Annotated in this window: 12 protein-coding genes and 2 pseudogenes; 4 read left to right on the plus strand and 10 right to left on the minus strand. The window is 47.3% G+C overall.

Going from position 1 to position 13,147, the window contains the following annotated elements; all coding sequences use genetic code 11:
• The 4 genes and pseudogenes from C8R14_RS11840 to C8R14_RS11850 form a co-directional block, all read right to left on the minus strand.
• Positions 1-131 (minus strand): annotated as a pseudogene (locus C8R14_RS11840) (IS3 family transposase); the annotation flags it as partial.
• Positions 132-161: 30 nt separating this feature from the next.
• Positions 162-632: a VC1465 family Xer recombination activation factor gene (locus tag C8R14_RS11845; protein WP_011634298.1), complete on the minus strand. Its 471-nt coding sequence runs from the start codon at positions 630-632 to the stop codon at positions 162-164.
• Positions 625-834, minus strand: coding sequence for a helix-turn-helix domain-containing protein (locus C8R14_RS13615; protein ID WP_041353480.1), 210 nt, complete (start codon positions 832-834; stop codon positions 625-627). Before C8R14_RS13615 ends, C8R14_RS11845 begins: the two co-directional genes overlap by 8 nt.
• A 213-nt stretch (positions 835-1,047) precedes the next feature.
• The gene (locus tag C8R14_RS11850; protein WP_011634297.1) at positions 1,048-1,290 is read right to left on the minus strand and encodes a hypothetical protein; all 243 of its coding nucleotides are present in this window, start codon (positions 1,288-1,290) and stop codon (positions 1,048-1,050) included.
• A gap of 148 nt (positions 1,291-1,438) precedes the next feature.
• Between C8R14_RS11850 and C8R14_RS11855 the strand changes: the two genes are divergently transcribed.
• Both C8R14_RS11855 and C8R14_RS11860 read left to right on the plus strand, forming a co-directional pair.
• The gene (locus C8R14_RS11855; RefSeq protein WP_082211251.1) at positions 1,439-2,887 is read left to right on the plus strand and encodes a DNA-3-methyladenine glycosylase 2 family protein; all 1,449 of its coding nucleotides are present in this window, start codon (positions 1,439-1,441) and stop codon (positions 2,885-2,887) included.
• Between the two features lie 59 nt (positions 2,888-2,946).
• The gene (locus C8R14_RS11860) at positions 2,947-3,450 is read left to right on the plus strand and encodes a methylated-DNA--[protein]-cysteine S-methyltransferase (RefSeq protein WP_011634295.1); all 504 of its coding nucleotides are present in this window, start codon (positions 2,947-2,949) and stop codon (positions 3,448-3,450) included.
• Here the strand turns inward: C8R14_RS11860 and rsmA are convergent.
• The 4 genes from rsmA to C8R14_RS11880 all read right to left on the minus strand — a co-directional run bounded on the left by rsmA (position 3,443) and on the right by C8R14_RS11880 (position 8,839).
• Positions 3,443-4,213 carry a 16S rRNA (adenine(1518)-N(6)/adenine(1519)-N(6))-dimethyltransferase RsmA gene (rsmA, locus tag C8R14_RS11865; RefSeq protein WP_011634294.1) on the minus strand — a complete coding sequence of 257 codons (771 nt, stop codon included), beginning with the start codon at positions 4,211-4,213 and terminating at the stop codon, positions 3,443-3,445. The two genes, C8R14_RS11860 and rsmA, sit on opposite strands and share 8 nt — an antisense overlap.
• A 1-nt stretch (position 4,214) precedes the next feature.
• Positions 4,215-5,252 carry a 4-hydroxythreonine-4-phosphate dehydrogenase PdxA gene (gene pdxA, locus C8R14_RS11870; protein ID WP_011634293.1) on the minus strand — a complete coding sequence of 346 codons (1,038 nt, stop codon included), beginning with the start codon at positions 5,250-5,252 and terminating at the stop codon, positions 4,215-4,217.
• 69 nt (positions 5,253-5,321) lie between these two features.
• Positions 5,322-6,596 carry a peptidylprolyl isomerase gene (locus tag C8R14_RS11875; RefSeq protein WP_011634292.1) on the minus strand — a complete coding sequence of 425 codons (1,275 nt, stop codon included), beginning with the start codon at positions 6,594-6,596 and terminating at the stop codon, positions 5,322-5,324.
• Positions 6,597-6,661: 65 nt separating this feature from the next.
• Positions 6,662-8,839: an LPS-assembly protein LptD gene (locus C8R14_RS11880; RefSeq protein WP_011634291.1), complete on the minus strand. Its 2,178-nt coding sequence runs from the start codon at positions 8,837-8,839 to the stop codon at positions 6,662-6,664.
• Between the two features lie 231 nt (positions 8,840-9,070).
• Between C8R14_RS11880 and yoaA the strand changes: the two genes are divergently transcribed.
• Both yoaA and C8R14_RS11890 read left to right on the plus strand, forming a co-directional pair.
• On the plus strand, positions 9,071-11,005 hold the full coding sequence (gene yoaA, locus C8R14_RS11885) for a DNA repair helicase YoaA (RefSeq protein ID WP_041353748.1): 1,935 nt from the start codon (positions 9,071-9,073) through the stop codon (positions 11,003-11,005).
• Between the two features lie 58 nt (positions 11,006-11,063).
• The gene (locus C8R14_RS11890; RefSeq protein ID WP_011634289.1) at positions 11,064-11,651 is read left to right on the plus strand and encodes a tetratricopeptide repeat protein; all 588 of its coding nucleotides are present in this window, start codon (positions 11,064-11,066) and stop codon (positions 11,649-11,651) included.
• An 84-nt stretch (positions 11,652-11,735) separates the two neighbouring features.
• Here C8R14_RS11890 and C8R14_RS11895 read toward each other — a convergent pair whose 3' ends face one another.
• A complete protein-coding gene (locus tag C8R14_RS11895; RefSeq protein WP_011634288.1) occupies positions 11,736-12,902 on the minus strand; it encodes an esterase in 1,167 nt (388 codons plus the stop codon).
• Positions 12,899-13,147, minus strand: a pseudogene (locus C8R14_RS13825) (hypothetical protein); the annotation flags it as partial. The gene C8R14_RS11895 and the pseudogene C8R14_RS13825, both read right to left, overlap by 4 nt.

The raw sequence follows: 13,147 nt of genomic DNA on the forward strand, positions 1-13,147 counted from the left end.
GCTGAACAGCCGATCTTCGGCGCAATGGATTCAATCGTCGACCACAGCGAGGGATACTCACTGCGGTGTTCCTGCACCAGACGGACTGCGCGCGCCCTTACTTCGGGGGAATATTTATTTGATTTGTTCATGGCTCCATCTTCTCAGATAGTGGAGCCTCCTCAAAACCCGGGGCGGTTCATACCATCGGGAGAGAGCAAACGGCCGTCATGACACGTCCAGCCGCGCCACGCATTACCGGGTAACGCAAACGGTACCAGCGCAGTTGATCCAGAACTGACACGACGACGGTATTCCTTGTCCCACATGCGAGCCTTGTCGATCATCCAGTTGAGAGGGTAGAGATCACCGGGAGTAAAGGTTTTGCCTTCAGGAGAAATCAGTTTGTTACGCAGTAACATCCAGCCTTTCCAGTCACCGGGCAACTCATAGCCCGTCATGATGCGAAGAAGCCGGAACGCGGCATAAGGCATGTGAACCAGGCCGCGTTCCCAGTACTGAACAGAACGCAGTGAAACCCGAAGCATATCGGCAACCTGTTGCCGGGTAAGACCCGCCAGCAGCCTTGTTTCCCGAATGGTGTCGTAATTCACGGGCTTGTAAGGCTTGCGTTTGTAGCGACGTTTACGCATTTCCATCTCCCTTGCGAAATTTGAGACGGAAACGATGAAAACCCGATTCACGGGGCGGCCGAATGTCAGGGGGGGATAGAATCTGCCAGATATTGCGAGAATCCTTGAATCCCTTGATCCGACCTTCAGACAGCAAACGGCGGACACGCTGAGTAGTGATTCCATGGAAATCAGCTACTTCCTGAACGCTAAAATATGTCATCGGAATTCCTCCCGAAAGGCCTCAAACCCATTGAAACCGTGCGCAATAGCAAATAGAACATACGCATAACGCTGAAACTCAATACAGAAGTGCATTTCAGAGTGTTTTTTGGAATGACCAAAAGTCCCAAAAATGGGACTAACTTTACGTGTTACTGGGACGTAAAGTATTTTCTCGACCCGAGAGCTACCGCTCTTCACTCGGTCGCTACGCTCATCGTTCAGGCGGTCGCTCTCGGTCTCGTGGTAATGATGAAGAACGGTTAACGAAGTTCTCCAGAGAACCATACTCAAGTTTGATTTCAAACATGGCCAGTCGACACGGCAACCACAGGAAGAAATTGACCCAAAAACTGCTGAAACCAAGTCGTTCCATAGCCTTGACGAGCCAGCTTGAAAAGGAACTGTTGATAAGCACACAGAACAGACCGCCGTAGCGGGTTTTTTGATTTGACATAACGCGTTTCCTTGTGTGTTTTCATGCTGCGAGCATGAGCATCTTATTTCGTATAATTTGCATTATGTTAAATTAAAGAAATAAATCTGGAAAAAGGGAATAATAATGCGTTTCTTACTCCCGCAACTTTCTTCATGGCAGCCCTCTCGTGAACATTCGTCCTTTGGATTCTGTACGTTGTTATGCGGTACTTCAGGCGCGCGACACTAATTCTGATGGTTTGTTTTTTGTAGGTGTATCCACTACACGGATTTATTGCCGTCCCGTTTGTCGAGCACGTTTGCCACAAGTAGATTGGTGTACATTTTATTCTAGCGCAGCACGTGCGGAGCAGGATGGTTACCGTCCTTGTTTGCGTTGTCGGCCTGAACTTGCACCGGGCAATCTCAGAACAAGTGGAATCGGATACGAGGTTCAGTCGACAGCAGAACGAATCCGGATGGGATTATTGATGCACAATAATATCGAAACATTGATGGATGAGCTTGGGCTGCAGTCATATCAATTCCACCAGATCGTTGAACGTGAATATGGCGTAAACGCGACTGAGCTGGAAACAACCCAGCGTCTGTTGCTGGCTAAACAATTACTCACGGATACAACTCTGGAAATAAATGATATAGCGCACACCTGTGGTTTTCCAAGTGTTCCCCATTTTAGCGATACCTTTACATCCAGATACCGGTTAAATCCATTATCCCTACGCAAGAAATATCCGGTCAACGAGGAAACTACTATTTTGTTACGGCTGAGTTATCGCCCACCGCTGGCATGGAATGCCTTAATCCGTTTTCTCTGTAGTCGCAGTAATCTACGCTTGAGTCAGATACAGAATGGCAACTATCTGCAAACAGTAAATCTTGATGGATGTCAGGGCTGGGTTACTGCAAAACATGACACAAAGCGCCATCAGATATATGTGCAAGCCTCACGGTCTTTATTACCTTGTCTTATCCGGTTGCAAATGTATCTACGCCGTCTATTTGATTTGGACGCTAATCCGGCAATAATCGAAGCTCATCTGGGAAATGACGACATATTAAAGCCGCTGATTGCCAATCATCCCGGTCTGCGTATCCCCGGAACATTGGATATTTTTGAACTGGGTCTACGCGCAATACTGGGGCAACAGATAACCGTCAAGGCAGCCACTACATTGTTTGGCCGCTTTGTTGCAACCTTTGGTAAGCCAGTGGACACCCCTTTCCCGGGGCTGGATCGTACTAGTCCGCCTGCAGAGCTCATCGCCGACACTTCTCTGCAAGCCCTCATCGATATTGGTCTGACTGGGCGGCGAGCTCTGACTATTCAGCGATTTGCACAAACTATCGTGAATGGCGCACTGAAACCTGAGTCAATCGATCGAAACAAAATAATCGAACAACTACTGGAACTGCCGGGGATTGGCCCCTGGACTGCTCAATACATTGCAATACGGGCACTGGGGGACTCCAATGCATTTCCAGCTTCAGATCTCGGTCTGTTACGCGGATTGCGGATGGAAAAACCGGCCGAACTGTTGCGTCGTACTGAAAAATGGCAACCTTGGCGTGCATATGGTGCGATTCACTTATGGCATCAGTGTGCAGGAGAATGAGAAAATAGCGCTATTAAGTATAGTCTGATTACATGATAATCCTACAAGGAGAGCAAGCAATGAATTATTACATCATTATGGAAAGTCCCATTGATCCGTTGTTGCTCACGAGTGATGGTGAATTTCTTACTGGGTTATATATGGAAAAGGAAGCTCAGAAACTGTTATCCGGCATGAAAGATGGCTGGCTACAGAATACAGATGCTATCCCTTTCAAAGAAGCTATTGCCCAGTTAAATGCTTATTTTTCCGGGGAACTGCATGAATTTGATTTGCCACTCAAAGCAACTGGCACCCCTTTTCAGGAAATGGTCTGGCAGGCATTAACCTCTATTCCTTATGGCAAGACAGTTAGTTACAAAGATATTGCCGAGCACGTTCATCTGCCCAGAGCTGCACGTGCGGTAGGAATGGCAAACGGTCGTAACCCTATTTCCATTATTATTCCCTGTCATCGCGTCATTGGCGCCAACGGCAAACTAACGGGGTACGGAGGCGGTATCCACCGCAAGGAGTGGCTGCTTGAACATGAACATAAAGATAAGCAAACTACTCTTATCTGATTTTATGGATGTGGCGGGTAATTGCTGAATATTGCTCAAGCGATAAATTTTCTGCCCGCAGCCCCGGATCAATCCTCAGCTGGTCAAAATCCTTGATAGTCAGATAATGACGCAGTGTATTACGCAGTGTTTTACGCCGTTGAGAAAATGCAGCCAAGACCATCTCACCAAACAGTTTTTCCAGCCCAAATGGAATAACTGGTACCACTCTTGGGCGCATACATACAATGGCAGACTGGACTCGCGGAGGTGGATTAAACGCTTCTGCGGGGACGATTAGCATTTGTTCCATTTCGAACCTGTTTTGCAGCATCAGCGACAAACGCCCGTAATCCGGCGTGGAAGGCTGTGCCACCATGCGCTCCACCACTTCAAGCTGCAACATGAAGTGCATATCGATAATCAGATTGCTGAATCGGGACAGATGAAACAATAGTGGCGTGGAAATATTGTAAGGCAGATTCCCAACAATTCGCAGCCCCTCTCCCAGCGCAGAAAAATCAAATTTCAGAGCATCGACATTATGAATGACCAGCTTCTCAGCATAATTTCGGGACAGATAATCAACGATATCCCGGTCGAGCTCAATGGCTTGCAGCGTGTCCAGATTATTCAGCAAAGGCTGGGTTAATGCACCCAATCCGGGCCCGATTTCAATCATTCGGTCGCCTGGTAGTGGACAAATGATGTGAATGATCTCGGCGATGATGTGATGATCAACCAGAAAATGCTGGCCAAAACGCCTGCGGGGAATATGCCGCATGTTAATTCTCAGATTGTTGGTTTGCCTGCAGAGAGTTGTTTCTGGTGTTCCTGACGAGCGTCAACGCCATTTCAATGGCAGCATGTATGCTGCCAGGATCGGCCTGTCCAGTTCCGGCCAGCTCCAACGCCGTACCATGATCCACTGATGTGCGAATAATGGGCATTCCAAGGCTGATATTCACACCATGGCCAAAACTGGCATGTTTGAGTGTCGGCAATCCCTGATCGTGATACATGGCAAAGATGCAGTCATATTTCTTGAGTTTGGGAGGATTAAACAGAGTATCCGCCGGTAGCGGACCCAACAGATTCATCCCTTCATTACGCAGTTTTGTCAGCACTGGAATAATAATGTCGATTTCCTCACGGCCAAGATGCCCGGATTCTCCAGCGTGAGGATTCAGTCCTGCCACGGCAATGCACGGATTTTTAATTACAAACCGTGTGACCAGATCATGATGAATAATACGCAACTTTTGTTCCAGTCGCTCAGGCGTAATCGCAGCAGGAACATCTTTAAGCGGCAAATGGGTTGTGGCAAGAGTAACGCGCATACCGGCACCGGCCAGCATCATAACGGCATGGCTGTTTGTCAACTCTGACAGATATTCAGTATGCCCGGAGAATGGAATGCCTGATTCACTGATAATGCCTTTATGTACCGGCGCCGTGACTATGGCATCGGCCTTGCGGGTGCTGCAGGCTGCTACCGCCAACTGTAATGTTGTCAGTACATAAGCTGCATTGCCAACATCCAGCTGACTTGTTACCACCGGGTTTTTGACGGGCACATGCAGTACATGTACAAACCCCGCTTTATGTGGCGGCAGGCAAGGCAAATCGTCTATCGAATCAACTTCCAATACCTGCAAAGGTAATCTCAGTTTTTCTGCACGCTGTTCCAATACGTTGCGATCAGCGATAACTGTCAGTTGATAAGGCAGATCCTGTTGTGCGACTTGCACGCTTAAATCCGGGCCGATACCAGCGGGTTCACCGGCAGTTACCACCAATCTTGGGATGGAAGCAATTGTCATATTGAAGATCCAGCCAGTAAATCAAGCCTATCTGTAAAAAAGATCACTTCATCATTGTTGTACATTCGCTCAGATGCCTTCAACTTTATATTCCACATAGGCCTGATCTCTGAGCTGCTGCAACCATTCCTGCGTAACGGCATCTGCTTTGCGTGCATGGATAGTCTTGCGCGCTGTTTCACGCTGTTTCTGCTCGCTTACATCTTGTGAGCGCCGCTCAATGACCTTGATCAGATGCCAGCCAAAAGATGTGCGCACGGGTTGGCTGATTTGCCCTGGCAGCAATGCATTCATCGCTTGTTCAAACTCAGGCACGGTATCTCCTGGAGAAACCCAACCCAGATCTCCCCCGGCAGATGCACTGGCATCTTCCGAATGCGCCTTGGCCATCTCCATAAAATCCGCCCCGTTATGAATGCGTTCCATGATTTGATCAATTAGCTGGTGCGCGTCTTCTTCAGAAATTATTTCACTGACCTTGATTAAAATATGCTGTGCATGCGTCTGTTCAATGATTGTTACCGACTTTTCCTGTTGTCGGCGTTCGAGCAACTTAAGAATATGAAACCCAATCGGGCTGCGTACCACAGGAGTAATCTCTCCCGGTTGCATTTGCAACAGCAATTCAGCAAAGGGTGAACCTATCTGGCCAAGTGGGCGCCAGCCCAGCTCACCTCCCTGCATCGCATCCGTTGCATCGGAATATTCAGCAGATACCTGTGCAAAACTGATGCCTTGCCTAAGATCTTCATAGGCTGCCTCGGCACGTTTGTGGCGTGTATTGATCTGTGCCTCATCCATCTGTTCTGAAGTCTGCACCAGGATATGCGCGATGCGATACTCTTCGTTAGCCGCCGGTGAGTTAGCCTGATTTTCCAGAAAGTTATCGATTTCACTCTCGGTTACATTGACACGGCTGTTTATTTCCTGTTCTTTCAGTCGGGACATCAAAATTTCATCGCGAATTTCATCCCGGAATAGGCTTAAATTAGTTCCTTCCTGCAAAAGCACCTGCCGGAACTCATCCATGGTAAGGTGGTTATCTTGAACAATCCGGCGCAAGGTTTGATCAAGATCGTTGTCACTAACAGATAACCCGACTTCCTTGGCGCGTTGCAGTTGTATTCGTTTGATGATCAGGCGTTCCAATAACTGTTTCTCCAGAACCTCCATGCTAGGCAACTGTATATTCTGTTTCTGCAATTGCTGGATTGTATTTTGCAGCAGCTCATTAGTTTCCTGCTGGGTGATCACTTCCTCATTAACCACAGCCACAATACGATCAATTGGCTTGATGTCGTTCCCGGGATGGAAATTTTGTGCAGAAATATTTACCACCCACATAGTGGTAAAAGCTCCGATCAATGCGAACTTTCCAAACTTTGACTGTATAAACTGGCTTAATCGGATCATTGCAAGTCTGTCCTTACGTAACCTGGAATACTCTGTTGCAGCACACGTATCGGATTGGTACCGATTCTCATTAAATCGTTCAATTCCAGTTGAACGAAAATATTGGTTGAGGTTTTTTGTGTTGCCGTCGTAAAGCGGCTGGCTACCAGGCGCAGTGACCAGCAGCAGGCGTTATATTCAAGACCTAGCAGGCCGGCAAGCAGCTTGTCATTTTTCAAAGAATAATTGATAGCGGCAAAGCCCTGCCATCTTTTCAGGAAAGGCCACTGAGTAGACAAGTCAACCTGTTCCAGAACATCCCTGGTAAAACGATAGCCAGCGTTTATAACCTGACCTGGGGCCGGGTTATAGCTGATGCCGGTACGAATTTTTTCTATCAGCAGGTTATTCTGGTTAAGCTGTATCCCTGCGTCAGTCTTGACATGCTGTGCAAGACTACCGGAAAGTTCTGCAATAAAATCGGATCCTGCCCTTGTGACCTGGGGTGAGGTTAGCAAGACCCGGCGATCGCTGAAACGAATTCTTTGCCCTACAGAAAAGCGCAGGCGTTCATTACCGGTCGCTGAATGAATCAGGCGTGAACTCATTGCCAGCGTAATTTCATTGGCATCATTGATTCGATCTTCACCACTAAACCTTTTTTCCATGAACAGCTGGGCAAAACTAAAGTCCATTTCTGCCGAATCAAAGTTGGGTAACAGCCGCTGTTCTCTGTATGGAATATAGGTATAAAAAACGCGTGGCTCCAGGGTTTGAATAAAATTCCCACCCCCTAATGTCATATCACGCTCCAGTACCACGCCGCTATCCAGGCTGAATATCGGCACAGATCGGTCAGGATGCTTATCATTTGTGCCTGGAAAGGCTGGTGTATTCAAATCATATTTTGTGTAGTGCAGCCCCACCCGTGGCCGAATGAAACCAAAGGAGTTTTCTAGTGGCAAAGCAACACTGGGGAATGCTGTAAAACGTAAACCATGCGGTAATGTCGGGTGAGAAAAGTGCGTAAAACTGCTGGCAAGGTCGAAATCCAGACCATAGACATTACTTTTCACTGCGTTCAGTGTGAATCGTGGCAGGATTTTGAAGGGTGAAATAATAGGCGCCCTGGGGTCCTGAACTGTCTGAAATTGTTGCATAAGTGTACTGAATGTGAGCATGCCATTGCGGCCCAGTTCACTGAAATAACTTGCCGTTGCCTGTTGCAGCAGGTTGACTTGAGAAGTAAACAGAATATTGTTACCCAGATCCCGGAAATAATTGTGATCAGATACCCGGTTGTAGTTCAACGCCCCAAACCACCCAGATCCAAGAAATTGGGAGTGATTAAACTGTAAGCCATAGCGCGTTGTATCGGTTACCAGATCATTCGGCAAATAATCAAACTGTAAACGACCACCGAGTCCCTGTCCGATGTAGCGAAACTCGTTATCCAGCATGACACCACGCCTGCTCATGAGGCGCGGCGTAATCGTGGCATCATAATTGGGTGCAATATTCCAGTAAAAAGGAACTGATACTTCGACTCCGCTTCTACTTGTGTTACCCATAATAGGCGACAGAAAGCCGGTTTTTCGTTCCTTGCTGAAGGAAAAGTTCATCCACGGTAGGTAAAGAATCGGCACATCCTTGAACCGGATTGAAGCATGGCGTGCAGTTCCTACTTTTTTTTCATTATCTATTTCCAGATCATCCGCCAAAATGTACCAGTCATGATTATCTTCCGGACAAGTGGTATAACGCGCTTTCTTGATTCTGTACTGATTTTCTCCTTCTAGTAGCAGCAGGCTCCCGCTGCCCCGCCCATTTCCACCCTTGAGAGCGTAGCGAGGATCACGCAACTCGCCAATATCGGTCTGTAGATTCATCTGCAGGAAGGTACCCCATAGCGTATCGTCAGGGCGCTCAAGCAGCGCATTACCTTTCACCTCCACATCTTCTGTATCCTGATAATATTTAACGTGATCGGCTGATAATGTCTGATCACCACGACGCATCCGCACATTGCCGGTTGCCTCAATTTCCTGCTGATAATGCCCATCGATCCGATCTGCTTCAATATGAACCGGTTGAGATTCGCCTGATCCGGATAATTGCTCCGCATTCACGAATCGAAGCGGCAGCAGCAACAAGCAGATGTACAGTATTAAATGTAATTTTGACAGAAGACTCATTCAGGACCAGGACTTAAATGGATTTTTTCTGGATGTCTTTTAATAAAGGCACCATTATCCGGTAATTATCCCGGGTGGATAATCGGAACAAAGGTCTGGTTGCTGGTGATTTTGGATATATCCAGGTAAAAACACAGTTACACTTTAAAGCAGGAAATACGTCAAAGAAGGACATTTCCACATATTTTGATTAATTCTTTGTATAACTCGATTGTTCCAATGTCCGATTTGATGCCTGAATTGAGCACCATTTTTTCATCTAATGGCTTGCTCGCCCGCAATATACCAGACTATCGCTCACGCACCCAGCAGCTGGAGATGGCACAAGCTATCGCACACGCAATAGAGAACCAGGAAATTCTGGTTGCCGAAGCGGGTACAGGCACAGGAAAAACCTTTGCCTACCTGGTGCCGGCGTTATTGTCGGGAGGAAAAGTTATTTTATCCACCGGTACCAAGACATTGCAGGATCAGCTTTTCCAGCGTGATATCCCAACTATACGTGCTGCGCTGAAAGTCCCGGTAACGGTTGCACTATTAAAGGGACGTGCCAATTATATCTGCCATTATCATCTTGAACGCACATTGAATTCGGATCACGCTCACTTTGCTAACCGTACTGAAGTAAAACATCTCAATCTGATTAAACGGTATGCCAATACCAGCAGCCACGGTGATAAAAGCGGGCTGGATAAGGTACCAGAACAGGCGGCCATCTGGCAGCATGTTACTTCCACGCGGGAAAACTGTCTGGGATCAGATTGTCCGCATTACCGACAATGCTTTGTTATGGAAGCGCGCAAACATGCATTGTTGGCAGATATGATTGTCGTTAATCATCACCTGTTCTTTGCGGATGTCATGCTGCGTGATGAAGGATTGTCCGAGTTACTGCCCGCTTGTAATACCGTGATATTTGATGAAGCACATCAGTTACCGGAAGTGGCCAGCCTGTTTTTTGGTGAATCAATCAGCACTGGCCAGATAGTGACTCTGGTGCGTGATATCCATACCGAGGCTCTACTCGTTGCGCGGGAATTTACACCATTGTTTGATGCGCTGGCTGCGGCAGAAAAAGCTGCACTGGATATCCTGCCGACAATCACTGAAAAGCATGCGCGCCTCTCCTTCGCAACCGCCGCACAGCGGCCTGGATTCAGTGAGGCGCGGCAAGTACTACAGGAAAAACTGGTACAACTGGCTGATTTGCTTGAAACCCAGGCTGTTCGTTCTCAAGAATTACAAAACTGCTGGCTGCGAGCACAAGCTATTCTGAACAAAATCAGACAATGGCACGAGCAATCCGAATCCGGCAAAATTATCAGCTGGATTGAGACCTACAGCCAAAGCTTGCAATTCAATACCACGCCTTTGTCTATCGCAGAAACATTCAGCAGGCAGCTCAATACCACAGCACGTGCATGGATCTTTACCTCTGCTACGCTATCAGTCAAAAAGGATTTTTCCCATTACAATCGAATGATGGGGCTGGCTGAAGCCAAAACCGCCAGCTGGGATAGCCCGTTTGATTTCCCTAATCAGGCACTGCTTTATGTGCCGACTCAGTTGCCTGATCCAAATACACCGAATTACACCGAGAGCATCATCCAGGCAGTGTTGCCGGTGATTAAGGCCAGCCGTGGGCGAGCATTCATTTTATGCACCAGTTTGCGCAACATGCAGCAGATCCATGAGTTACTGCAGGATGCGTTCGAGCAGGAGCAACTCGAATATCCGTTATTACTGCAAGGAGAAGAAACCCGCTCTGCCCTCCTGAATCAATTTCGTAAACTGGGCAATGCCGTCCTGGTGGGCAGCCAATCTTTCTGGGAAGGTGTGGATGTACGCGGCCGCGCACTTTCACTGGTAATCATTGACCGGCTACCTTTTGCCTCACCAGATGATCCGGTATTATCTGCCCGCATCGAAAAATATACGCAGGAAGGTCGTAATGCGTTTATGGAATACCAGCTGCCACATACTATTATCAATTTAAAACAGGGTGCTGGTCGGTTGATACGGGATGAGTATGATCGGGGAGTATTGATGATTTGTGATCCGCGTCTGATATCCAAACCCTATGGCAAACGAATCTGGCAAAGTCTGCCACCAATGAAACGCACTCGTGATCTGGATGAAGTAACACATTTTCTGGCTGCTGTTTAATGTCATTCCATTCCAATTGTTTATCTTTGTCGGACAGCACTATTTTTGGAGATATGCGATGACAACATTTAGGCGTGTTTTTACCTTTGCAATTTTGCTGTGGATCGGATCAGCGATCGCTGATGATAATCACGTTCATCCAACGGATTTTCCGTGGCAGCAATTCGGCTGGTGTGAAGCGCTTACCCACTTTACTAAAGGAATGGGTGCCGCCAGAATTGGCAATATAATTGAAGCAGAAAAAAGCCTGAAACGATTGGAGACATTGCGTGATTACGATCATGCAGCACATCAGGATTACACTGCTGGTCAAATTGAAATTCAGCGACTGGCTGTTGCTGCCTGGATTGCAGCTGCAAAAAATCGATCTGAAGAAGCGCTGCAACTGATGCGTGCGTCGGCTGATCTGGAGGATTCAACTGAAAAAGACAATGTCACACCCGGCTCTATTATTCCAGCTCGTGAGTTACTCGGAGAGTTATTGCTGACAATGAATCAACCGGAAGCAGCACTAAAGGAACTGGAAACCTCATTGCAACGCACACCCAATCGTCGTAATGGGATCTCACTTGCAGCACAAGCAGCCAGGAAAGCAGGCGATCTATCCAAAGCCGACCAGTACGAACAGCAATTTCAGGCACTGTAGCAGAGGCTCTTTCTGATATTTTCTGGATTCTGATGGATAAAGCTGCGTACGATACTTGCTGCATGCAGGCTTCCGGGGAGCGTTTTATTCTGCAGTAGACACAACAATCAACATGCGAATGAATTCCATGATCTCGGGGCGAAACACATCGTTATGGCCCGCAATCAGTTGCTTATCGACTTTTACATTCAGGTAGGGATTGTGAATTACTGTGCGCCTCAGACTTGTCAATTCTGTTCTGCCAAATTGTAGTAGTCCTTCTGGTAGCTGACTCTCCCAGATCGTTTTGGCTTGATCATAAGCCGGCTCCATGCTTGCGCTGATGGGATGTAATTCATGGCTTTGCAGAGGTTCGAAATGGCCAACTGTCTGGCGATCTGCAGCGCCTTCGCTATAGGAGAGTGGCAGGTTGCAATCATTACGATTGATTGTGCCGTGAGTTTCAAAGAGGGTTGAGAAAATCCGGCCGGCAGGAAAAGCATATTTGGTCGCATAATCAGCTTCAGAAGTCAAAACAACCAACCGTGGCGGTTGATTCTGGAAATAGCTGCAGCGTGCCTGTGCCAGATCATAAAGAGGTGCATATTTGAGCGCTTCAAAGGCTGGATTGAGCAAGACCACAAGATCCCCAAACCCTTCCGCATTACCGACATAGTTCTTGTTGCCAGCGCTGTTGACAAAGCGATCGGCGAGAATCTGGGCGGTGGCACTATAAACTGCGGCTCCACCAAGGCTATGGCCTATGACCACAAGACGACTTTTTACCGGTGGCTCCTGAGTATTCTTGACATTACGGATCTCTTCCAATCGCAATAACAGTTCAGTCATACCAAGATATCCCACTTCATGGGCCGTATTCTTGCGATCCCAGAAAGTAGCATCTTTTACCAACGGTACATCAATTGATTCTCCGCGCCAGCCGACATAAACACCCACGACTTTGCGCGGCGTTCTGCCAGAATGATGCAGTTGATTCTCAACCTTACTTAGCTCGGCCAGACTGTGTTTGAAACTTTCTACATTGGTATCACCTGGACTGGCATTATGATGCCAGCCATGAACAAAAACATTGATTAACAGGCTTTCTTTTGAAGCTAGTGCGTACAACACATTCAGCAGTGCCTGCATTTGTGCACGGTTACGAAGTTGCCCCTGATCATCAATTTCGACAAAACCGAGCAAATATTCCTGATTTGTTTCCTTGTTGTGCTGTTGAATAGAATAAGATTCACATGATTTTTGAGCTGTCACCACACAACTGCTGAAGTTATTGTGGTAGATTTCATTAGAGGAACAAGCAGATAGCTGTTTAGTCCCACGGTGTGCTGGAATGGATCAAAGATAAAACGATCTGGCTCATTTTTCCAGATTTTGCAGATGTATTCATAGGGTGTTAGGCCTTTGAGAGCTTTTAGTCTTTTGGCGAAGTTATAAGCCATCACAAAGCGATGGAGATGGGCCTTCAACTGATCGTGTGAGTCGTAATAATACCGTTT

Origin of the sequence: Nitrosomonas eutropha (genome assembly GCF_003201195.1) — a bacterium.
Classification (GTDB): Bacteria; Pseudomonadota; Gammaproteobacteria; order Burkholderiales; family Nitrosomonadaceae; genus Nitrosomonas; species Nitrosomonas eutropha.